Annotated in this window: 24 protein-coding genes; 12 read left to right on the forward strand and 12 right to left on the reverse strand. The window is 69.2% G+C overall.

All coding sequences use genetic code 11. From position 1 onward, the window contains the following. Both AC1DY2_RS01200 and AC1DY2_RS01205 read right to left on the reverse strand, forming a co-directional pair. Positions 1–252, reverse strand: a 252-nt coding sequence (locus AC1DY2_RS01200) for an FAD-dependent oxidoreductase (RefSeq protein ID WP_476760748.1), incomplete at its 3' end; no start/stop codon positions are given. A gap of 31 nt (positions 253–283) precedes the next feature. After that, on the reverse strand, positions 284–1690 hold the full coding sequence (locus tag AC1DY2_RS01205) for a Gfo/Idh/MocA family protein (protein ID WP_476760749.1): 1407 nt from the start codon (positions 1688–1690) through the stop codon (positions 284–286). Between AC1DY2_RS01205 and dctP the strand changes: the two genes are divergently transcribed. After that, a complete protein-coding gene (gene dctP / locus AC1DY2_RS01210; RefSeq protein ID WP_476760750.1) occupies positions 1689–2747 on the forward strand; it encodes a TRAP transporter substrate-binding protein DctP in 1059 nt (352 codons plus the stop codon). The two genes, AC1DY2_RS01205 and dctP, sit on opposite strands and share 2 nt — an antisense overlap. Before the next feature lie 75 nt (positions 2748–2822). Here the strand turns inward: dctP and AC1DY2_RS01215 are convergent, their stop codons facing one another. Further along, positions 2823–3587 (reverse strand): IclR family transcriptional regulator, encoded by a 765-nt coding sequence (locus tag AC1DY2_RS01215; RefSeq protein ID WP_476760751.1) that lies wholly within the window; start codon positions 3585–3587, stop codon positions 2823–2825. Between the two features lie 3 nt (positions 3588–3590). Continuing rightward, the gene (locus AC1DY2_RS01220; protein ID WP_476760752.1) at positions 3591–4280 is read right to left on the reverse strand and encodes an IclR family transcriptional regulator; all 690 of its coding nucleotides are present in this window, start codon (positions 4278–4280) and stop codon (positions 3591–3593) included. A 202-nt stretch (positions 4281–4482) separates the two neighbouring features. Here AC1DY2_RS01220 and AC1DY2_RS01225 point away from each other — a divergent pair, with 202 nt between their 5' ends. Genes AC1DY2_RS01225 through AC1DY2_RS01240 form a run of 4 tightly spaced genes read left to right on the forward strand, consistent with a single transcriptional unit; the run spans position 4483 to position 8205 of the window. Beyond that, the gene (locus AC1DY2_RS01225; protein WP_476760753.1) at positions 4483–6330 is read left to right on the forward strand and encodes a bifunctional sugar phosphate isomerase/epimerase/4-hydroxyphenylpyruvate dioxygenase family protein; all 1848 of its coding nucleotides are present in this window, start codon (positions 4483–4485) and stop codon (positions 6328–6330) included. Beyond that, positions 6327–6629 (forward strand): Dabb family protein, encoded by a 303-nt coding sequence (locus tag AC1DY2_RS01230; protein ID WP_476760754.1) that lies wholly within the window; start codon positions 6327–6329, stop codon positions 6627–6629. The genes AC1DY2_RS01225 and AC1DY2_RS01230 overlap by 4 nt, the downstream gene beginning before the upstream one ends. After that, the gene (locus AC1DY2_RS01235; protein ID WP_476760755.1) at positions 6626–7534 is read left to right on the forward strand and encodes a shikimate dehydrogenase; all 909 of its coding nucleotides are present in this window, start codon (positions 6626–6628) and stop codon (positions 7532–7534) included. The genes AC1DY2_RS01230 and AC1DY2_RS01235 overlap by 4 nt, the downstream gene beginning before the upstream one ends. Beyond that, positions 7531–8205, forward strand: a complete 675-nt coding sequence (locus AC1DY2_RS01240) for a TetR family transcriptional regulator (RefSeq protein WP_476760756.1) — start codon at positions 7531–7533, stop codon at positions 8203–8205. The genes AC1DY2_RS01235 and AC1DY2_RS01240 overlap by 4 nt, the downstream gene beginning before the upstream one ends. Positions 8206–8211: 6 nt before the next feature. On the opposite strand, the gene AC1DY2_RS01245 is transcribed toward AC1DY2_RS01240, so the two are convergent. The 3 genes from AC1DY2_RS01245 to AC1DY2_RS01255 all read right to left on the reverse strand — a co-directional run bounded on the left by AC1DY2_RS01245 (position 8212) and on the right by AC1DY2_RS01255 (position 10886). Continuing rightward, positions 8212–8982, reverse strand: a complete 771-nt coding sequence (locus AC1DY2_RS01245; protein ID WP_476760757.1) for an IclR family transcriptional regulator — start codon at positions 8980–8982, stop codon at positions 8212–8214. Positions 8983–8985: 3 nt separating this feature from the next. Further along, entirely contained in the window at positions 8986–9726 is a 741-nt protein-coding gene (locus AC1DY2_RS01250) for an IclR family transcriptional regulator (RefSeq protein ID WP_476760758.1), read from the reverse strand. A 188-nt stretch (positions 9727–9914) separates the two neighbouring features. Further along, positions 9915–10886, reverse strand: coding sequence for a ThuA domain-containing protein (locus tag AC1DY2_RS01255; protein ID WP_476760759.1), 972 nt, complete (start codon positions 10884–10886; stop codon positions 9915–9917). A gap of 204 nt (positions 10887–11090) precedes the next feature. Here AC1DY2_RS01255 and AC1DY2_RS01260 point away from each other — a divergent pair, with 204 nt between their 5' ends. Genes AC1DY2_RS01260 through AC1DY2_RS01275 form a run of 4 tightly spaced genes read left to right on the forward strand, consistent with a single transcriptional unit; the run spans position 11091 to position 14112 of the window. Next, positions 11091–12041, forward strand: a complete 951-nt coding sequence (locus AC1DY2_RS01260; protein WP_476760760.1) for a YncE family protein — start codon at positions 11091–11093, stop codon at positions 12039–12041. 22 nt (positions 12042–12063) lie between these two features. Further along, positions 12064–12825: an SDR family NAD(P)-dependent oxidoreductase gene (locus AC1DY2_RS01265; protein ID WP_476760761.1), complete on the forward strand. Its 762-nt coding sequence runs from the start codon at positions 12064–12066 to the stop codon at positions 12823–12825. Between the two features lie 40 nt (positions 12826–12865). Then, complete coding sequence (locus AC1DY2_RS01270) at positions 12866–13339, forward strand: DNA alkylation repair protein (protein ID WP_476760762.1); 474 nt, start codon at positions 12866–12868, stop codon at positions 13337–13339. 26 nt (positions 13340–13365) lie between these two features. Continuing rightward, on the forward strand, positions 13366–14112 hold the full coding sequence (locus AC1DY2_RS01275; RefSeq protein WP_476760763.1) for a formylglycine-generating enzyme family protein: 747 nt from the start codon (positions 13366–13368) through the stop codon (positions 14110–14112). 33 nt (positions 14113–14145) lie between these two features. Here AC1DY2_RS01275 and AC1DY2_RS01280 read toward each other — a convergent pair whose 3' ends face one another. Both AC1DY2_RS01280 and AC1DY2_RS01285 read right to left on the reverse strand, forming a co-directional pair. Beyond that, positions 14146–14619, reverse strand: coding sequence for a GNAT family N-acetyltransferase (locus tag AC1DY2_RS01280; RefSeq protein WP_476760764.1), 474 nt, complete (start codon positions 14617–14619; stop codon positions 14146–14148). Between the two features lie 45 nt (positions 14620–14664). Next, a complete protein-coding gene (locus tag AC1DY2_RS01285; protein WP_476760765.1) occupies positions 14665–15342 on the reverse strand; it encodes a lysostaphin resistance A-like protein in 678 nt (225 codons plus the stop codon). A gap of 151 nt (positions 15343–15493) precedes the next feature. On the opposite strand from AC1DY2_RS01285, the gene AC1DY2_RS01290 reads away from it, so the two are divergent. After that, entirely contained in the window at positions 15494–15979 is a 486-nt protein-coding gene (locus tag AC1DY2_RS01290; RefSeq protein WP_476760766.1) for a nucleoside deaminase, read from the forward strand. Here AC1DY2_RS01290 and AC1DY2_RS01295 read toward each other — a convergent pair. Then, on the reverse strand, positions 15976–16380 hold the full coding sequence (locus AC1DY2_RS01295; protein ID WP_476760767.1) for a VOC family protein: 405 nt from the start codon (positions 16378–16380) through the stop codon (positions 15976–15978). The genes AC1DY2_RS01290 and AC1DY2_RS01295 overlap by 4 nt on opposite strands. Positions 16381–16431: 51 nt before the next feature. On the opposite strand from AC1DY2_RS01295, the gene AC1DY2_RS01300 reads away from it, so the two are divergent. After that, a complete protein-coding gene (locus tag AC1DY2_RS01300; protein ID WP_476760768.1) occupies positions 16432–16845 on the forward strand; it encodes a VOC family protein in 414 nt (137 codons plus the stop codon). Between the two features lie 39 nt (positions 16846–16884). Here AC1DY2_RS01300 and AC1DY2_RS01305 read toward each other — a convergent pair whose 3' ends face one another. Continuing rightward, the gene (locus AC1DY2_RS01305) at positions 16885–18642 is read right to left on the reverse strand and encodes an L-aspartate oxidase (RefSeq protein ID WP_476760769.1); all 1758 of its coding nucleotides are present in this window, start codon (positions 18640–18642) and stop codon (positions 16885–16887) included. A gap of 77 nt (positions 18643–18719) precedes the next feature. Between AC1DY2_RS01305 and AC1DY2_RS01310 the strand changes: the two genes are divergently transcribed. Further along, complete coding sequence (locus tag AC1DY2_RS01310; RefSeq protein WP_476760770.1) at positions 18720–19658, forward strand: LysR family transcriptional regulator; 939 nt, start codon at positions 18720–18722, stop codon at positions 19656–19658. A gap of 14 nt (positions 19659–19672) precedes the next feature. On the opposite strand, the gene AC1DY2_RS01315 is transcribed toward AC1DY2_RS01310, so the two are convergent. Next, the gene (locus AC1DY2_RS01315) at positions 19673–20359 is read right to left on the reverse strand and encodes a YdeI/OmpD-associated family protein (RefSeq protein WP_476760771.1); all 687 of its coding nucleotides are present in this window, start codon (positions 20357–20359) and stop codon (positions 19673–19675) included. Positions 20360–20372 lie beyond the last annotated feature (13 nt).

Here is a 20372-nt window from a genome sequence, read left to right on the forward strand (position 1 = left end):
CAGCAGCGTCTCGTCGGCGAAGCCTCCGCCGGTCGCCGCCATGTCCGCCAGGAACAGGTCGTCGGAATCCTCGACCCCCGCTCGGCGCTGGAGGGTGGTGGCGGAGAACGCGAACCAGCCTCCGCTCAAGGCGGAGCTGCCTCCCAGCCGATCACGCTTCTCCACCAGGGCGACGGTCAGTCCGTTCTCGGCGAGGCGTTGCGTCGCGGCCAGGCCTGCGAGTCCTCCGCCGACGACGATCGCGTCGAACACCCGACCACGCCGCGTCGTCATCGCTGCCCGGTCACGACTGCTCCGGTGGTTCGACTTCCGCCCGGAACCGCGCGACGTCGACCGTCCCGGAGGTGCCGGCGGCGAGCGCCGCCGCTTCGACGAGTGCGAGCGTGCGGGAGGCGTCGTCGGCCGTGACGAGTGGCTCCGCCGTTCCACGTGCGACGTCGATGAAGTGGTCGAGCTGCGCCTCGAAGGAACCGCGCCGTTCGACGGGAAGGTAGGTGCGAGAGAGCGGCGAATGCCAGTCGTGGGAGACCGACGGACCATAGGTGTACTTCGCGAGGTTCGGCACCGACAGCGCCCCGCGCGTGCCGACGATCCGGTAGGCGACCTCGTCGGGGAGGAATGGGAACGCGAGCGTCTCTTCGGTGGCCTGGTCCCATCCCCACGGGGATACCCCGGCGTCGGAGGCGAGGAAGCTTCCGACCGCTCCCGACTCGAATCGGAGGTTCAGCGACACCGTGTCCTCGACCTCGAGGCCACGGGCGTGCGAACCGCGCATCGCCTGGATCTCGGCCACCTCGCCGCACAGGTGCCGCAAGAGGTCGAGGTCATGCACGACGTTGATGAGCATGACGCCTGCGCCCGGTTCGCGGTGCCATGGCGTGTCGGTGAAATACGCGTCGTCCTTGCGCGCGGACCAGAGCCCGCTGACGGCGACGATCTCTCCGAGCTCGCCGTCGCGGATGGCGGTGCGGGCACCTGCGACGGCCGGATGATGGCGGCGGTGGTGGCCGACCAGGAGTCGCCCGTTGAGCCTGGCAACCGTGTCGACGAGGCGACGCGAATCAGCGGAGTCCGTGGCGATCGGCTTCTCGAGCAGCACCGCGACGCCGGCCTCGAGGCATTCGACCGCTGTCTCGACGTGCAGGGAGTTGGGGTTGGCGATGATGACGGCATCGATCCCACCTGCGTCGAGCATCGTCACCACGTCCGCATATATCGGACCGTCGTGACGCACGTCCGCGGACAGGAACGGGTCGGCGATCGCAGCCAGGACGGCCCCGGGGGCCGCTCGAATGAACTCGATGTGCTGCCGCCCCATGAAACCTGCTCCGACCACTCCGATGCGAAGAGGGGGTGCTTCGGATGCGGTCATGGGGCCTCCCTGCAACGTCGCCGTTGCGCCGGTCGGAACCGAGCGTATGGCAGGATGAATCGACGCACACGAATCGTTCCATTCAGCGGCGACGTCTCCACTGGAACCCCGGGCCAGCATGTTCCACTCGACGGGACATCGCTTTGCGAACCGATCGAAGTCCGTAAGAGTCGGCACTGCCACCGAGCCGTAGCTTGACAGCGTGGTCGACGACGATCTCGCCCCGTGCGAAGCATGTCGACTGCATGTCGCGCTTCGGCCACCGATCTCACGTCGGCGCTTGCACGAAGACGTGCGAAGAAAAGAGGAGAGTCCCATGGGCACAGCCCGATCGACGCGCCGAGGCTTGATCGCCGCGTCGGTGCTCGCAGCAACCACCCTCGTCGTCACCGGCTGTGCCGGCGGCGGCGGCACTCCCGAAGAGTCCGGTGACGCGGGCGCTTCGGACAACAAGCCCGTGACCATCACTGTCGCGACGAGCCAGAACGAGCAGACCCCGAACTACTTCTGCGGAGTCGAGCTCCTCAAGGAGCGACTCGAGGAAGCCGATATCGGCTTCACCGTCGAGCTGTATCCGGCAAGTCAGCTCGGCCCCGACGCAGACCGCTTCCCGCTCGTGCAGGCCGGCGACATCGATATCGACCTGCAGGGTGCGTCCGCGCTCAGCGCCACGTACGAGCCGATCGGCGTCGTCGATGCCGCCTACGCGTTCAATGACGTGGACCACGCGTTCAAGTGGATCGACGAGGGCTCGGAAGACCTGTTCTCGGGGTTCCATGAGGCCACCGGCGTCAACATCGTCGACGGCTGGTTCTTCGGCAACCGCACCTTCACGACCAAGGACGTCGAGGTGCACGGCCCCGATGACCTGGAGGGCGTGCCGATCCGATTCCCGAACTCCCCGATCTTCCTCGCGAATGCCGAAGCGCTCGGAGTGACCAGCCCCGTGTCGGTAGCGGTCGAAGAGGTCTACACCGCCCTGCAGCAGGGGATCGCGGTAGGCCAGGAGAACCCGATCGTCGCGACGCACTCGTCCAGCTACGATGAGGTCCTCAACACCGCCATCTTGAACGACCACAACGTCGGCATCCACTGGATCCTCGTCAGCGACAAGACGTACGAGAAGATGAGCGAGGAGCAGACGGCTCTGCTCGAGGAGACCGTCCACGAGATCCGCCCCGAGAACCGGGAGTGCGTCGAAGAGGCGACCGAGGAGATCCTCGACGAGTACCGCGCGAACGACGCGTTCACGGTGATCGAGAAGGAGGACATCGACATGGATGCCTTCATCAGTCAGGCGGAGAAGTTCTTCGAGGGCTACTTCAGCGGAGAGAACCTCGAGGCCTACCAGGCGATCCGCGAAACCGCGGACTGACCTCCGCGAGGCAGGAACGGGGTGGGTGTGCAGACGCACCCACCCCGTTTTCCGAGTGTCCGACCGGCTCGAGGATCAGTGCGCCGGGCTCGTGCCCAGCCGACGACTCAGCGTCATCCCGGCGGCGCGCACGGCCGGAGCGACGCGGTCGGGGACCACGTCCGAGACCGTCCCGGTCACGGAGATCGCCGCGACGGGCGCGCCACCATGGCCGAGGATCGGGCTCGCCGCGCATGCGCGATCGATGGCGCACTCCTCATTCTCGGTCGCCACCCCGAGCCTGCGGATCTCGATCAGCTCGCGCCGCAATGCCGACGGCTCGGAGGTCGTGTGCGGCGTGCGCACCTCAAGGCCGCCCCGGATGACGCGCTCGACGACGTCCTGCGGTGAGCAGGCCAGGATGGCCTTCCCGAGTGCCGTCGCGTGTGCGGGGAGGCGGCCGCCCATCCTCGCCAACGGCTTCGACGCGGACTCGCCGCGCACGATCGCGACGAAGACGACGTCGGCGCCTTCGAGCACCGCCAGGTTCACCGTCTGACCGGTCGCGTCGCGCAGCTCGGTCATCACCGGAAGCGCCAGGTGGCGCAGCCTTCGCGGCTGCTCGACGGTCATGGCCAATTCGAAGAGGCGAGTGCCCAGGTAGAGCTTGGCGCCATCGCGGTCGAGGAAGCGCTGCGCGACGAGATCGGCGGCGAGCCGAGAGACCGTGGACTTCGGAAGGTTGGCACGCCGGGCCAGCTCCGAGACACCGAGCCCTTCGTCCTCCTCGCCGAACGCGTCGAAGACGGCCGTCACGCGGTCGAGCACGCTGATCGAATCAGTCCACTCCGCGGTGCGCATGTCTTACGCGGCCGTGAGTCGACGGCTGACGTTCGTGCCTGCGGCACGCACGAGGGGTGCGACGCGATCCGGGTCCATCGCTCCACTGGGTCCGGCGATCGAGATCGCGCCGAGCACCACGCGGTCACCCGCAAGTACGGGACTCGCGACGGCGAAGATGCCGGGGTAGGAGACCTCGAGGTCCGTCGCGACGACGGAGGCGCGCACATGCGTGAGTTCGGCGCGGAAGTGATCGGCGTCGTCGTCGATGAGCGGCGCGGTCACCCGGTCCACGACATCCTGATCGGCGCAGAAGGCGAGGTAGGCCTTGCCGCTGGCGGTGGTCAGCGCGGGCGAGCGCATGCCGGCTCGGGTGGGGAGCATCGGAAGGCGACCCGCGACGGCGGCGATCGACACCATGTCCGTTCCCTGCTGGACCCACAGCCCCACCCGCTCACCCGTGACATCCCGCAGCTGCCGGATGACTGGCGCCGCGGCGGTGAGCAGCCGGCGGGGGAGGCTCGCGCGCGTGCCGAGCTCGAAGAGGCGCAACCCGAGGGTCACGCCGTCCTCCGTGCGCTCGACGTAGCGCTGTGCGGTCAGCTCCGCGACGAGGCGCGAGACGGTGGACTTCGGCAGGCACGTCGTCGACGCGAGATCGGTGATCGAGATCGAGCCGCCGGAGTCCTTCACGGCATCGAGGATCGCGATCATGCGACCGAGCACAGAGGCCGGTGCGCCCGGCCGAGCGGGAACCGTGTTCCATTCGGCGAAACTCGTCATCGAGTATCCCCTCCCAGCGGCTTGAATCGTCGTCGACCGCCCTTGATTCCGAACGTACTAGTTCGTACAGATCCATGCAATGCTGTTTTCAGAACCAGGCGGACACCGATGGCGGTGGACGCAGAAGGGTGCCATGCGCACATCGATCGCCACGGTCTGCCTGAGCGGCACACTCGACCAGAAGCTCGTCGCCGCGCGCGAGGCGGGATTCGATGGCGTCGAGATCTTCGAGCCGGATCTGGTCGCCTCGCCCGAGTCCCCTGAGGCGATCCGCGCGAGAGCCGAGCAGCTCGGCCTGTCCCTCGACCTCTACCAGCCCTTCCGCGACTTCGAGGGTGTCGGCCCCGAACTCCTCGACCAGAACCTTCGCCGGGCCGCGTCGAAGTTCGCCCTGATGAATCGCCTGGGCATCCGAACCCTGCTGCTGTGCAGCAACGTCGCTACGGCGCGGAGCGGGGATGAGCAGCTCGCCGCTGCCCAACTGCGCCAGCTCGGGGACGTCGCGGAGCGCTTCGGAGTTCGCGTCGCCTATGAGGCGCTCGCCTGGGGCCGATTCGTCGACAGCTATGAAGCAGCCGCTCGCATCGTGCGGCTCGCCGACCACCCACGCATCGGCCTCTGCCTCGACAGCTTCCACATCCTCTCGAAGGGCCACAGTCCGGAGGCGATCGAGACCATCTCCGCCGACAAGATCTTCTTCGTGCAGATGGCGGACGCCCCGCTCCTGTCGATGGACGTGCTCTCGTGGAGCCGGCACCACCGCCTCTTTCCGGGCGAGGGCGGTTTCGACCTCGGCACGTTCATGGCACACCTGGTTCGAACGGGCTACGACGGTCCTGTCTCACTCGAGATCTTCAACGACACGTTCCGCCAGGCTGATCCCCTCGCGACGGCGGTCGACGCCCGACGCTCGCTGCGCTGGCTCGAGCATGAGACCGCCGCCTCCTTGGGCGCCGCGGCGGGCGGAGGTGCGGCTCGGATGCGCACGGCCGGGCTTCCCGCCGTCGAGCCCCCTGCCGACATCAACTACGTCGAGCTGCGAACCGGCGAGGTGCACGAGCTCAGGCGCCTGCTCGGGCAACTGGGGTTCCGCTCCCATGGAGAACACCGGACGAAGCCGGTCGAGCTGTGGTCGCAAGGCGCCGTTCGGATCGTGCTCGGCGCGCCGGATTCGGAGCAGATGCGGCCGACGGTCGCGGGCATCGGCCTTTCCGTGAGTGATCCTGCCACTGCGCTGCGACGGGCGCGAGACCTGTTCGCTCCCGACGTTCCTCGGGAGGAGGGAACAGGCGAGGAACCCCTCGTCGGTGTTCGAGCGCCTGACGGGTCGGAGGTGTTCTTCGGTGCCGCGGGAGAATCGACGCCGGCATGGGTGAGTGAGTTCGGCGCCCCTGAACACGGCGACCCGCAGATGGTCGAACGTATCGATCACGTCAACCTCGCCCAGCCCTGGCAGCACTTCGATGCAGCGGTGCTCTTCTTCCGTTCGGTGCTCGACCTGCGCACGGAGGCGTCGATCGAGGTGGCCGCACCGGTGGGCCTGGTACGCAGCCAGGTCCTCCACAGCGACAACGAGATCCTGCGAATCGCGCTCAACCTGGTGCCCTCGGGTGCGCGCGCGGATGCGATCCTTCCGCAGCACCTCGCCTTCGCGACATCCGATGCCCTCGCGCTCGCTCGTGCGGCTCGTGACCGCGGTTTCCGGCCCCTCGACATCCCCGCGAACTACTACGACGACATCGAGGCGCGCTACCAGCTCGAGCCTGCGCTCCTCGACGAGCTCAAGGAGCTGAACGTCATGTACGACCGGGACGAGACCGGGGAATTCCTGCACTTCTACACGCATCCCATCGGGACCGTGTTCCTAGAGGTCGTCGAGCGTCGCGGCGGATACGCGGGGTACGGCGCGCTCAACGCGCCCGTCCGACTCGCGGCCCAGTACCAGCATCGCCACGCCGTACGTCGGGGGGTGCTCACGTGATCCGGCACGTCGCCGTCTTTCGATTCCTCCCGGAATTCACGATGGAACAGCGAGAGCATTGGATGTCGTTGCTGCGGGCACTGCCGAGTCACATCCCCGAGCTGCGCAGCATGAGCGTCGGTCCGGATGTGCTCGGAGGACCGACCTCGCATGAGCTCGCCATCGTCGCCGACTTCGACGACCTCGACGGACTGGCCGCCTACACGCAGCATCCGGCCCATGCCGAGGTGCTGAAGATCTCCGCACCTGTGAAGGTGTCGCTTGCGACGGTCGACTTCGAGATTCCGGATGCCTCGTGACCGGTGCGCGTGACCTCGGAGGGCGCTACCTCGTCGGCCTGATCGGCGAGGGCATCACCGCATCCCTGACGCCGGCGATGCACGAGGCGGAAGCCCGGGAGATGGGACTCGACTACGAGTACCGCATCTTCGACCTGATCGAGCTCGGCCGCCCGGCGACGGACGTCGGCGCGATCCTCACCGAAGCCGAGTCCGCGGGCTTCGCGGCGATGAACATCACCCACCCCTGCAAGCAGCTCGTCGTCGACCTCGTCGATGAGCTGGACTCGGATGCCGCTCACCTGGGAGCAGTCAACCTCGTGGTCTTCGACGATGGCCGTCTCATCGGGTTCAACACGGACTGGATGGGGTATCGCGACGGTCTCGTGGCAGGCCTGCCGGGAGCATCGTTCGAGCGCGTGGTGCAGATCGGCTGCGGGGGTGCGGGGGCGGCGACCGCGTACGCGCTCCTCTCGGAGGGCACCGAGCGGCTCGACCTGGTGGACGTCGACCCCACCCGCGCGGAAGACCTCGCCGCACGGATGCGCACGCACTTCCCGGCGCTCCGCATCGGGACGATCGCACCGGACGACGTCCCCCGAGCGATCGCGCGCGCGAACGGCGTCGTCCACGCCACGCCGATGGGCATGCTCCATCACCCCGGGATCCCCTTCGACCCCGACCTGCTGCGGCAGGGAGCCTGGGTGTCGGATGTCGTCTACCGACCCCTCGAGACCGAACTCGTCCGGCAGGCTGCCGAGCGCGGGCATCCCGTGCTCGACGGTGGGCGGATGGCCGTGGGGCAGGCATGCGCTAGTCTCCGAATCATCTCGGGCCTGCGGCCCGATCGTGAGCGGATGGAGCGGCATTTCCGTGCGCTCGTCCGCGCTGAGGGGCAGTCCCGCGCCGGAGGGAGTTCGCAATGAGCGATCGGCTGAGCGATGTGCGCGACAACGGGATGACCGAGCGGGCGATCCGGACCCAGGGGGACATCCTCGAGGTCGCCACCGCCGAGTTCGCCGCGAACGGCTACGCGGGCGCCCGGGTCGACGAGATCGCCGCGCGCACGCGCACGACGAAGCGCATGATCTACTACTACTTCGGTTCGAAGGAGGGGCTGTACCTCGCAGTCCTGGAACGCGTCTACGCGCAGATCCGCCGGGTCGAGCGCGGGATCCAGATCGACGAGCTGTCACCGGATGACGCGCTGCGAACCCTCGCGGAGGCGACGTACGATCACCACACGACGCACGAGGCGTTCATCCAGCTCGTCAGCATCGAGAACATCCATCGCGCCGAGCACCTGCGCCAGTCGGAGACGATTCTGCGCGAGAACGTCACCGCCATCACGCTGCTCGAGGAGGTCATCGAGCGGGGCGTGCGCGACGGCATCTTCCGCGACGACGTCGATGCCGTCGACGTGCACATGATGATCAGCGCCTACGCGTGCTTCCACGTCGCCAACCGGCACACCTTCGCCGCCATCTTCGATCGGGACATGCTCGACCCCGCACTCCAGGAGTCGCACCGACGGCTCATCGGCGACATGGTCGTTGCGACCATGACGGATCGTCACAACGACCGACGCGTGCCCTGACCGGGGTCAGACCGCCGGCGGCCTGCCCGGCGCGAGGCGACGCGTGAGCGCCTGCGCAGCAGCGCGGATCGCCGGTGCGAACCGGTCGGCGTCGAACCGGTCCGTGCATCCCGAGACCGAGACCGCCCCCACCAGCCCGCCCAAGGGCGCGAACACGGCGCTCGCCGCGCAGGACAGTCCGGCAGCGAACTCGCCGATCTCCGACGCGAGCGCGCCCCGTCGGATGTCGACGAGCTGACGCCGCAGCTCCGCCGGATCCCTGATCGTCCGGGACGTCCAGGCCTCGAGCCCCGAGGCGAGGACCTCCTCGACGTCGGAAGAGGGTGAGTGCGCGAGCACGGCCTTCCCCAGCGCGGTGGCATGAATCGGCAGCCGTCCGCCGGTGCGGACGGTGGGCGGTGCCGCCGAGCGGCCGCGCATCACGCCGATGCAGACCATCTCGCCGCGGTCGGGGATGGCCAGGTGCACGTTCTCGCCGGTCRCATTGCGAAGGTCGGCCATCACCGGCAGAGCAGCGACCCTGAGCTCTCGCGGCTGCTGGGCGAGCTGCCCGAGCTCGAACAACCGGAGGCCGAGATGGATCCGCTTCCCGTCGCGCTCGAGATACCTCTGGCGCACCAGCGTCGCGACCAGTCGTGAGACGGTGGACTTCGGAAGGCCTGCACGCAGCGCGAGTTCGGAGATGCCCAATCCACGGTCGTCCTGGTCGAACGCCTCGAGGATGGAGGTCATGCGGTCGAGGACGCCGAGCGCGTCATTCGCGGCAGCCTCGGGCATCGGTCAGGCCACCTGCAGTGCCAGCCGGTGGGTGAGCGCGAGCGCCGCGTGTCGCACGAGCGGCATCATCCGGTTCGCATCCATGTCGGTCACCGGCCCCGCGACGGAGATCGCAGCCACCGGCAACCGTTCCGGTGAGAGGACCGGGCTCGCCACGCCCACGACCCCCGGGAAGGTCTCGCAGCGGTCGATGGCGACCGATTCCGCGCGAACCATGGCGAGCTCCCGCTCGAGCAGGTGACGCTCGCGGGCACCGAGGCCGTTCATCACGCTGCAGAGGACCGACTCGTCATCCGTGAATGCCAGGACGGCCTTGCCGAGGGCGGTCGTCACCGACGGCACGCGAACTCCCGCCCGCGACGGTACCGGTCGCAACCGGCCCCGCACCGAGATCACCGAGAGCATGTCGCGCCCTTCCTGAACCGCGACGTTCAGGTGCTCACCGGTCGCGTTGAACAGCTCGACGAGCACCGGCAGGGCGGCAACGCTGAGGCGTCGGGGAGTGCTGGCACGCGCCCCGAGCTCGAAGAGCCTCAGGCCGATCACGACTCCGTCCTCGGTCCGCATCAGGTAGTGCTGCCGCACGAGATCGCCGACCAGGCGCGAGACAGTGGACTTCGGAATGCCGGTGCTGAGCGCGAGCCCGGTGATCGTGGTCGAGCCGTGGGACTCCCGAACGGTCTCGAGGATGGCGAGAATCCGGTCGAGCACGGAGACGGGCTCGTCTCTGAGAGCGGATCGCATGTCGGCAGTATCCGTCGGCTTCGGTCGGGGCGGCAAGCGCGCCCGGCATTGCCGACGGGGCGGTCCCACTGAGTGGGACACGCCCCGCTCGATCGTGTCGCCTCGCCGGCGTGGGAAGGGCCCGAACGCCGCCGCTTCGGCGTGTTCGGGCCCTCCGGCTCAGGACTCGCGGAGTCCGTGGACGTGCCTCAGACCGCGCAGAACGGCTTGATGCCCATGGCGCTCTCGAGGCCCTCCATCACGTGCTGCTTGAAGAACTCGTCGCCCGCCAGCGGGGCACCGGTCCAGGCCGCGGCGTCGTGACCCAGGGTCGTCAGCCACGCCCGGCCGCCGTCGTAGTACTGGCACCAGCTCACCGGGTGCGACTCGCCATGGCCGGCCGGGGTCGCCTCGCTCGTGGCCTTGTCGACCTCGAGCAGCACGTTGACGAAGCTGGGATAGGGCACCAGGTTGTACCACTCGTCCTTGAAGGCCCAGGTCTTGGGCATGAACGACGTCGAGACGTCGTTGCCGTTGATCGTCTCGACCGTGCCGTCCCGGTTCGGTCCGTGGTTGTAGAAGTTCGCTCCACCCAGCAGGCCCTCGTAGTACGGCCAGTGGTACTCGGCTCCGAACGCGTTGTGGATGCCGACGAAGCCGCCGCCGCCGCGGATGTACTGCATCAGCGTCGTCTGCGCCGCGTCGTCGAGGGTGTCCCGGTTGGAGCTCAGGAAGACGACCGCCTGGTAGTTGTTGAGGCGGAACTGCGACAGGTCCTCGGTGTAGTCGGCCGCGATCCCGCGCTCCGCCGCCCAGGCGATGAGTGCGGCTTGGGCGATGTTGTCGGCGTTCAGCGGCGGGTTGAGCCCTGCCGCCAGCGGCGTGCCGAGGTGGGCGTGGCGCGGGCCGGCGGTGCGGCTCCAGATGAGGATCCGTTTCGGCTCACCCTCGGTCCAGCCATTGCCCCATTCGTTGTAGCAGGTGGGGTCGGCACCGCGGCAGACGCCGTAGTCCTTGATCTCATCGAGGTAGATCTCGCTTGCCGTCGTCGGCTGTCCGCCGAGACCGTTGCCATTGCCGTTCCCGTTGCCAGTGCTCAGGGCCGTTCCTCCGACGGCCATGCTCGCGCCGAGCGCTGCCGCGGCGACGAGGGCGACTCCGGAGCGTATGAGGGATTTCATGTGATCTCCTTTGATCGTTCCTGCTGATTCCTCGAGTGCGCCGAGCGCGATCGGTCCGAGGCTGGTGCGAATCTAGGCGTCCCCGAAGCGGGGAGGCAAAGCCCGTTCCACCCAGTAAGCCGACCGCGACTTCCAACCACCGGAGACCCGCTTGGAGATGGACACGAACGTCGATGATGGCGTTCACTGGAGACCGGAGGCGCCATGGACGACGGTCGATTGCTCGTCGTGTGCAAGGACGACAGCACGCTCGAGGTCATCGACCTCGAGACGTCCATGCCTGCTGGGGTGGTCACGGCATCAGGCTTCACTCCGCATGAGGTCGTCGCGACCGACGACGGCCGACGTGCCTTCCTGCCCGTGTACAGCGACGCGCCCGTCGGGTCTCCGGGAAGCGACGGCCGGCGGGTCGACGTCGTCGATCTCTTGACGTTCCAGCGCGTCGGCGAGATCCGGCTGGGCTTCGCGAGCCGACCGCACCAATCGAGCCTGCTCTCGACGGATCGCGTGGTCGTCTCCACGGAGCTCGACGAATCGGTCACCGTGATCGACCAGCGAACCCTTCGCGTCGTCGCACGACTGCCGACCGGTCAGACGGAGTCGCACACGTTCGCGGTCAGCGCGGACGGACGTCGCCTCGTGACGGCGAATGTCGGCCCGGGGAGCGTCAGCATCATCGATGTCCCGTCGCGTGCGCTCCGTGGCGTCGTGGAGGTGGCGGAGAAGGTCAACCGCATCTGCCTCGAGCCCGGAGGACGGTTCGCCTACACGGCCGACCAGGGTTCGCCTCGGATCGCCGTCATCGATACGGAGCTCCTCCAGCGCGTCGGTTGGATCGAGTTGCCGTCGATCGGGTTCGGCACGGCGGTGACGGCCAGCGGTTCGCACCTCGTCGTCGCGCTCAGGGCCGCTTCGGAGATCGCGGTGGTCGATCCCCGATCGGGCGAGGTCGTGCATCGGATCGCAACCCCGGACCACCCACAGGCGATCGTGCTGCACCCCGACGGCGTCCGCGCGTACTCCGCCTGCGATGTCGACGACTGCGTCGTGGAGGTCGACATTCGTGCCGGACGGCTGTTGCGTCGAATCACGACCGGTCGCAATCCCGATGGGATCGCCTGGAGCCGGCCTCCCACTCCGGCCGGGGTGGGATGAGCGGATCACGAAAGGTGCACGCATGACCTCACCATTCAGCCTCGAGGGCAAGACCGCCCTCGTCACCGGAGGCAATCAGGGCCTGGGCAAGGCGTTCGCGTTCGGCCTGGCGGATGCCGGCGCGCGCGTCGCCATCGCCGGACGCAGCGCACAACGCAACGCCGCGGTCGTCGACGAGGCCCGAGGCGCGGGCCACGAGTTCGTGCCGATCACCGCCGACCTCACCGACGACGCGCAGGTCGCGGCGATGACGGATGCCGCGATCGAGGGCCTCGGGCGCATCGACGTGCTCGTCAACAACGCCGGGACCTGCGTGCACAACCCGTCGTTCGACGTGACCGACGAGGAGTGGGACGGCGTGTGGGACCTGAACGTGCGAGCCCTGTGGAAGGCCAGCATCGCCGCCGGTGCCCACATGCGCGAGCTCGGTGGCGGGTCGATCGTCAACATCGGCAGCATGTCGGGACTGATCGTCAACCGCCCCCAGTGGCAGCCGGCGTACAACGCCTCGAAGGCGGCGGTGCACCACCTCACGAAGTCGCTCGCGGTCGAGTGGGCGCCCTACAACATCCGCGTGAACGCCGTCGCGCCCGGCTACGTCAAGACCGAGATGGCACCGGTCGACCGACCCGAGTTCCAGCGGTACTGGGTGGAGGATGCGCCTCAGCAGCGTTTCGCGCTCCCCGAGGAGATCGCTCCGAGCGTCGTGTTCCTCGCGAGCGGCGCGTCGTCGTTCGTCACCGGCTCGATCCTCGTCGTCGACGGCGGATACACCGCCGTCTGACGAGCGTCACCCGTCGCCCGGATTGGCGGAGAATCGAAGCATGACGTCTGCGGCCGAGTTCATCGACCGCACCCTCCAGGCCGAGGGCTCCGAGGCTCGGGCGGATGCCGATGCCGACCGCATCGGGGGAGGCCTCCGGTTCTACGGCGCGTCCGTCGGCGCGGTGCGCGGCACGGTGCGCGATGCAGACCGACGGTATCCACGGATGCCGCACGACGAGGTCACGGCGCTCGCGTCGGAGCTGTGGTCGGAGCCCGTGTACGAGCGCCGGCTGGCGGCGATCGTCCTGCTGCAACGTGCGCTGCCGCTCCTGCGGGGAAACGACCTCACCCGGGTCGAGCAGTTCCTTCGCGACGCGCGCGTGCCCGAGCTCATCGATCCGCTGGCCGGCGACGTCGTCGGTCCGCTGCTCGAGCGGTTGGAGGAACCGGATGTCACGCGCGCACGTCGGATCGTGCAGCGGTGGTCGGAGTCGGACGACCCGAACCTGAGGCGCGCCGCCGGGTTGCTCTGAGCGCGGATGGCGGCCAAACTGCCCGGATGACCACCGACATCGAGCTCGCGCGGATCGCGGCCGGCACGGTGGTCCTGCACGACGCGCGCCGCAAGGTGCGGTGGAGCGTCGACCTCGAGCCGTTCGAGATCGGCGTGTATCCGGTGACGCAGGAGCAGCTCGCCGAGATGCTCGGCGAGACCGCGACGCATCCGCGCCGCCCGGCGACCGACGTGAGCTGGCTGCGGGCCATCCGGTTCTGCAACGCGGCATCCGAGTGGGAGGGGCTCGACCCCGTGTACACCTTCGACGGTGAAGACGTCACGTGGCACGTCGACGCCGACGGGTACCGGCTGCCCACCGAGGCGGAGTGGGAGTTCGCCTGCCGGGCCGGATCGACCGGCGCGCACTACGGGCCGCTCGCCGAGGTCGCCTGGACCAGCCTCGACGGCGTGACGGCCGCACAGGAGATCGGCGCCAAGCTGCCCAACCTGAACGGGCTCTTCGACACCCTCGGGAACGTGTGGGAGTGGTGCTGGGACCTGCTCGATCCCGCCCGCTACGACGCCTATCGGGTGTTCCGGGGCGGCGGATTCGCCGACGACGCCTGGAGCGTCAGGGCCTCGACCCGGCGGGGCGGCGCTCCGCGCATGCACCACGAGGACGTCGGGTTCCGCGTCGCGCGTGGTGGCTTCGATGCGACGGATGCCGCGCAGGGCTGGTCTGCGGAGGCGGACGCGGAACGCGCCGCGATCGACGGGCCGCTCCCGTCGGGCTGGACCCCGCGCCGCTGAGCTGCGGCGCAGGCGCGGGTCTCGCGGTCGTGCCTACAGCTCGAGTGAGTAGTAGAACGCGCGCTCTCCCGTGTCGGGGTCTGTGCCGCTGAACCCGTGGCGCTCGTAGAAGCGCTGCGCGTCGACGTCGCCCGCATCGACGTTGATCTCGATCGCCGAGACGCCCGTCGCCCGCGCCTCGGCGAGCAGCAGGCGGATCATCGCCGCGCCGAGGCCGTGACCCCGAAGATCGGGCTGCACGTACAGTTCGTCGAGGAGGGCGACCGGTCCGTCGTACCAGACGTTGCTTCGCAGGGTCACCAGCGCGACCCCCGCCGCCGGCTCATCGACCAGGTAGGCGAGCGTTCCGGGTCCGGCGAGGAGCGAACGCAGCCGTTGGGCCAGGATCGCCGTGCCGGGGGAGGGCGTGTCGAACTCGCTGTTGAAGTCGTGCAGCAGGCGCGCGACCGTCTCGGCGTCGTCGGGGCGGGCACGTCGCGGACCTGCATCGGTGAACACGTCGGACATGGCCGTCAGACTAACCGCACGAGCGGATCCGGCGAAGGGTCGCGCTCAGGTTACGAGGCCGTAGGCGGTGGCGGTCGCGAGGAGGTTCGTCGCCGAGTGCACCGCGATCGACGGTGCGGTTCGTCGGGTGGCCATGGCCAGGGCCCCGAGCACGATCCCCGAGAAGAACGTCACCGCGGCGAGGCTCACGCCGTTGACCCCGCCGAGGATCTGCGGCAGGTGGAGTGAGCAGAACAACGCCGCCGTGATCAGCACCGCCGCGTTGGTCGCCCGGAAGCTCCGATCCTGGTCGGGCGCGTTCCCGTCGAACCACCGCTTCAGCGAGGGCTGCAGCATGCCGCGGAAGACGATCTCCTCGGTGAACGGGGCGATGAGGACGGCGAGGATCAGGTCGGGCACCCAGATCATCGCTTCGGGGGAGGTGAACACGTTCGTGTCGAATCCACCCGGATCGCCGAACATGACCAAGGCGATGCCCGCGATGATCGGCTCGCCGACCCAGATCACGGCGAAGGCCGCCGGGATCGCCAGGAGGTCGATCCACTTGAACGACAACCCGTAGTCGGCGACGAGGCGCCCCGTGCCCCACCTCCGTGAGGCGAAGACGATCCAGCCGATGACGAACAACGGCATGGTGAACCGCACGGCGAGCCACACCGGATACGACATCCACTCGGCGGGCAGCAACGATGGCGCGAAGATGCACGCGACGAAGATGGCCACGCCGACGAGGGCATGAAGAAGACCCCACCGACTGGTCGAGGGGGCCACGGGTGCGGGGGCGTTGATGACGTCTACGCCGATGACTGTATCGCGGGGGCGGTTGCCACGCGGCATCCGCCATCGACGACGCGGCACCGCATACTGTTTGCCCATGACGATCTCGGAAATCGACCTCATCCACCTGCGCCGCGCGGTCGAGCTCGCCCGGGAGGCGCTCGACGCCGGCGACGGGCCGTTCGGGTCGGTGCTCGTCGACAGCGCGGGCGTCGAGCGGTTCGCCGACCGCAACCGGGAGCAGAGCACGGGCGACCCCACGAGGCATCCGGAGTTCGCGATCGCCCGGTGGGCAGCGGAGTACCTGACCGTTGACGAACGGGCGGCGGCCACGGTCTACACGTCGGGCGAGCACTGCCCCATGTGCTCGGCCGCGCACGCCTGGGTCGGGCTCGGCCGGATCGTCTACGTCGCCTCGGCGGAGCAGATCGCGGGCTGGCGCCGGGGACTCGGCGCCGGGCCGTCGCCCGTGGGCGTGCTGCCGATCAACGTCATCGCGCCCGGATTGCCGGTGGAAGGGCCGGTCGAGGAACTCGTTCCCGACGTGCAGGCGCTCATCGAGCGGGCGGTGGGCGCGAACTAGCCCGCGGACGAGTCCCTCGGCGGGTTGTACATGAACTCGAGGCGGATGCCGTTGTCGTCCTCGATGAAGGACGCGTAGTAGCGGTCGTTGAACCGGGGGTAGAGCTTCGGTTCGCGCACCGCCGTCCATCCGGCGTCGACGGCGATCGCGTGCAGGCGATCGACCTCGGCGCGCGAGTCGACGGCGAAGGCGAGATGCTGCCAGCCGATCCGTCCGGTGCGATGCGGCCCGCTGCCCGCTTCGCGGGCGGGGAAGAGGATCAGCTCCTCCTCGCCCTTGTACCAGGACACCGAGTCGTCGGCGTCCTGCCGGGTGCAGCCGAGCCCCTGCATGACGGGGTCGAACTGCGCGATCGAACGAGGGAGGTCGTCGACGCTGATGGCGAGATGGTCGAACAGCATCCCGAGATTCTATTCGGGAACCGACGCCGGAATTCGGCTACAAACGTCGGTATGGAGCTCACTCAGATACGCCTGTTGGTATCCGACATCCCCGCTGTCTACCGCTTCTATCGGGACGTGCTCGGGCTCGAGCCGCAATTCGAGGCCGAGAGCGGTCCGTACGCCAAGTTCACCCCCGACTCCGGACACGCCGCGATCGCACTGCAGGACCGGGCGCAGATGGCCGGCGTGGTGGGGTCGTTGGGATCGGAGCCGGAGGGAACTCGGGCACTGATCGTCCTGCGGGTGGAGGACGTGGACGCCGCCCACGCCGAGCTCACCTCACGGGGGGCGAAGTTCGCCCGGGGTCCGGAACCGATGGGTGACCGGATACTGAGCGCGTACCTGGAAGACCCGGAAGGGAATCTGATCGAGCTCCAGGAGTGGCTGGCGCTGCGAGAGCAGGCTGAGGGCCCGTCGGCGTAGGGCGTACCCGACACGGACCAGGGGTTCGCTCGTTCGCGGCTACTCGACGAGCTTGCCGGCCACCGACACCTCACGCATGAGCGCCGCGATCTCGGCCGGAATGGGCGGGATCGCCTCGCGCGTCACGCCGGTCGCGGGCGACCAGACGAGGTTCACCTGCAACGCGGCATCCGTGTCAGGGAAATCGCTGCGGTTGTGGCATCCGCGGGTCTCGCGCCGCTCGAGCGCGGCCTCGAGCGTCGCGCGCGCCGCCAGGGCCGCCGACTTGAGGTCGAAGGCGTGCGCCAGGTCCTGGTAGCCGGCGATGTCGGGGTGCACGCCGATGTCGGCCATGCGCGCCTCGATCGCGTCGAGCTCGGCGAGCCCGGCGAGGAGGCCTTCCTCGTCGCGCACGACGCCGGCGTGCTCAGTCATGGTGTCGCGGATCGCGCGCTGCAGGGCGCGCACGTTCTCGGCGCCGTCGGATTCAAGGAGCGCCGCGATCTCGTCGCGCGCAGTCTCCACGGCGGCGGCCGACCGCTTCTGGGCGTCGAGCGAGCGCGAGTACTCCGCGGCGGCCTGCCCGACGATGCGCCCGAACACGAGCAGTTCGATGAGGGAGTTGCCGCCGAGGCGGTTGGCGCCATGCAGCCCCGAGGATGCCTCGCCGATGGCGTAGAGCCCCGGGACATCCGTGCCGTGGTCGTCGGGTCGCACCCACACGCCGCCCATCGAGTAGTGCGCGGTGGGCGCGATCTCGATGGGGGACTTCGTGATGTCGAGCATCTGCAGCTCGAGCATGGTCTGGTAGACGCGGGGGAGGCGCCGCATGATCGTCTCGCGGGGCAGGTGCGAGACATCCAGCCAGACACCGCCGTTGGGGGTGCCGCGCCCCTCCTTGATCTCGGTGTACGCGGCGAGTGCCACACGGTCGCGCGTCGAGAGTTCCATGCGCTCGGGGTCGTACTTCGCCATGAAGCGCTCGCCGAGCCCGTTGGTGAGGATGCCGCCTTCACCGCGTGCGGCTTCGGAGATGAGGGTGCCTGCCGCGCTCTCGGGCTCGATGATGCCCGACGGGTGGAACTGCACGAGCTCGGGGTCKCGCACGCGCCCGCCCGCCTCGACGGCGAGCCGCCATGAGTCGCCCGTGTTCTCGTCGCGCCGAGACGAGGTGCGCCGCCAGATCCGGTTGTGCCCGCCGGCGGCGAGGATGACCGCGTCGGCGTGGATGAGGTAGCGCGTGCCGTCCTCGAGGTCGAAGCCGTAGGCGCCGAAGATCGCGCCCTCGTCGTTCACGAGGATGCGCGTGACGTAGACCGTGTCGAGGATCGGCACGTTCAACTGCGCGGCCCGGTTGATCAGCGTGCGCTGGATCTCGAGCCCCGTGTAGTCGCCCGCGAAGGCGGTGCGGCGGTAGGTGTGCGCGCCGAAGAAGCGCTGCGAGATGCGGCCGTCGTCCTCACGGGCGAAGGGCATGCCGTACCGCTCGAGGTCCTCGATGCCGCGAGCCGCCCCCGAGGTGACGATCTCGACGGTGTGCGGGTTGGCGAGCAGGTAGCTCTCCTTCAGGGTGTCGGCCGCGTGCTGCTGCCAGCTGTCGTCGGCGTCCATCGTGGCGAGGGCGGCATTGATGCCGCCGGCCGCGAGCGAGGTGTGCGCATCGGACTTGGGGCGCTTCCCGAGGGCGAGTACGTCGACGCCCGCCTCGGCGAGTTCGATGGCGGCGCGCAGGCCCGATCCGCCGGTGCCGATGACGAGGACGGTCGTGGAGATCTGACGCTCAGGCGTGGTGGTGCCGGCGGGGGTGGTGGGGCTCATGTCATTCACGCTAAGCAGGCGCGCTCGATTACTCCAATGCATCTTCTGCCTCGGAACGATGCGCCTAGGCTATCGATGTGAACCTCGAGCAACTGCGGAGCTTCGTCGAGGTGGCGCGCTTCGGCAACTTCACCCGGGCCGCCGAGGAGCTCTACCTCGCCCAGCCCTCGCTCAGCCGGCAGATCGCCGCCCTCGAGCAGGATCTGGGCGCCGAGCTGTTCCACCGGGCCCGCGGCGGCAGCACCCTGACCGTCGCGGGCGAGTCGCTGCTGCCGCTCGCACGCCGCATGCTCGCCGACGCGGAGTCGGTGCGACGCGAGCTGGCCGAGCTCGCGGGCCTGGAGCGCGGTCGGGTGCGGCTCGGCGCCACGCCCACCCTCTGCATCAGCCTCGTCGCCGAGGTGCTCAGCGCGTTCCACGCGGAGCATCCGGCGATCGAACTGCACCTCTCGGAGCAGGGGTCGCTCCGGCTGCTCGACGAACTCGGCAGCGGCGAGCTCGACCTCGCCCTGATTACGGCGACGGATGCCTCGTCGGTCGAGCGGTTGACGGTCACGCCGCTGCTCGTGGAGGAGCTCGTGGTGGTCTCGTCGGCCGCCGCGCCGCCGGTCACGGGGCGCGATGCCATCTCGCTCGAGGAGGTCGCCCGCCTGCCGCAGGTCACCTTCAGCTCGAGCTACGACCTGCGCAGCACGACGGACGCCGCATTCCGCGCGGCCGGGCTCACGCCCGAGGTCGTGCTCGAAGGGGCGGAGATGGACGCGGTGCTGCGCTTCGTCGAGCGCGGCCTCGGGGTCGCGATCGTGCCGGCCATGGTGCTCATCGATCGGCCGGGACTGCGGCCGGTCCGGCTCCAGGGCACGACGCTCGACCGCACGATCAGCGTCGCGAGTCCGGCGGACGTCGCCCCGACCGCGGCGGTCGAGGTCATGCGGCGCACCATCACGACGAGCGCCACCGCGTTCGCGGCGAGAGCCGGCGCGACCATGCGGCTGGCGGCGGCGAGCCCGGGATGATCCGAGTCGCGTGCTCAGTCGCCTGCCCTGCCTGAGGCGGACGCCGCGGCGCGCGCGGCGGCAGCTGCCCGCTCCACCCACTTCGGCGTCTCGCCGTAGCGCTGGAACGACACCAGCCGGCCGGCCGCGCTCTCCTCGATGAGCTGCACCAGGCGCCGCTCGCGCGTCGTCTCCTGCTTCGCCGAGAGCACCCAGTGCGTGACCTGTCGTCGGTAGGTGGGCGTGGCCGCCTGCCAGAACGCGGATGCCGCGGCATCCGCTGCCAGCCGTGCCGCGGCCTCGGGCGGCAACTCCTTGAGCGGGCTCTCGTGCGAGTAGACGCTCGACCGGTCTTCACGCCGTCGCTCGAAGGCGGCGAGGCCGGCGGGGTGCATGCGTCCGTCGGCGGTGAGCTGCTCGACGAGGGCGATGTTCACGCTCGACCAGATGCTGGCGGTCTTGCGGGGGGTCCACCGCTGGCGGCGTGCGTCGTCGTCGATGCGCTGCGAGACCGAGTCGATCCAGCCGAAGCAGAGCGCCTCGGGCACCGCCTGCTCCCAGGTGAGCCCGCGATCGGGCACGTGCCGCTTGAAGAGGCCCATCCACAGCTCGGTCTCGGTGGCGTGGTTCGCCTCGAGCCACGCCCGGAACTCCTCGGGGCCGGAGAAGAACACGGCCGGCCGCTCGGGTGTGCCGCCGGGGGTTCCGATCGTCGTGGCCATGCGCCGAGTCTGC

Source organism: Agromyces sp. P1_H4, from assembly GCF_056405255.1.

Coding starts and splice junctions, on each gene's coding strand:
- dctP (WP_476760750.1), top strand. CDS start 1,689: ATGGGCACAGCCCGATCGACGCGCCGAGGCTTGATCGCCGCGTCGGTG.
- AC1DY2_RS01300 (WP_476760768.1), top strand. CDS start 16,432: ATGGAGCTCACTCAGATACGCCTGTTGGTATCCGACATCCCCGCTGTC.
- AC1DY2_RS01275 (WP_476760763.1), top strand. CDS start 13,366: ATGACCACCGACATCGAGCTCGCGCGGATCGCGGCCGGCACGGTGGTC.
- AC1DY2_RS01295 (WP_476760767.1), bottom strand. CDS start 16,380: ATGCTGTTCGACCATCTCGCCATCAGCGTCGACGACCTCCCTCGTTCG.
- AC1DY2_RS01280 (WP_476760764.1), bottom strand. CDS start 14,619: ATGTCCGACGTGTTCACCGATGCAGGTCCGCGACGTGCCCGCCCCGAC.
- AC1DY2_RS01220 (WP_476760752.1), bottom strand. CDS start 4,280: ATGATCGCGATCCTCGATGCCGTGAAGGACTCCGGCGGCTCGATCTCG.
- AC1DY2_RS01215 (WP_476760751.1), bottom strand. CDS start 3,587: ATGCGCACCGCGGAGTGGACTGATTCGATCAGCGTGCTCGACCGCGTG.
- AC1DY2_RS01315 (WP_476760771.1), bottom strand. CDS start 20,359: ATGGCCACGACGATCGGAACCCCCGGCGGCACACCCGAGCGGCCGGCC.
- AC1DY2_RS01270 (WP_476760762.1), top strand. CDS start 12,866: ATGACGTCTGCGGCCGAGTTCATCGACCGCACCCTCCAGGCCGAGGGC.
- AC1DY2_RS01240 (WP_476760756.1), top strand. CDS start 7,531: ATGAGCGATCGGCTGAGCGATGTGCGCGACAACGGGATGACCGAGCGG.
- AC1DY2_RS01205 (WP_476760749.1), bottom strand. CDS start 1,690: ATGGGACTCTCCTCTTTTCTTCGCACGTCTTCGTGCAAGCGCCGACGT.
- AC1DY2_RS01250 (WP_476760758.1), bottom strand. CDS start 9,726: ATGCGATCCGCTCTCAGAGACGAGCCCGTCTCCGTGCTCGACCGGATT.
- AC1DY2_RS01260 (WP_476760760.1), top strand. CDS start 11,091: ATGGACGACGGTCGATTGCTCGTCGTGTGCAAGGACGACAGCACGCTC.
- AC1DY2_RS01265 (WP_476760761.1), top strand. CDS start 12,064: ATGACCTCACCATTCAGCCTCGAGGGCAAGACCGCCCTCGTCACCGGA.
- AC1DY2_RS01290 (WP_476760766.1), top strand. CDS start 15,494: ATGACGATCTCGGAAATCGACCTCATCCACCTGCGCCGCGCGGTCGAG.
- AC1DY2_RS01225 (WP_476760753.1), top strand. CDS start 4,483: ATGCGCACATCGATCGCCACGGTCTGCCTGAGCGGCACACTCGACCAG.
- AC1DY2_RS01255 (WP_476760759.1), bottom strand. CDS start 10,886: ATGAAATCCCTCATACGCTCCGGAGTCGCCCTCGTCGCCGCGGCAGCG.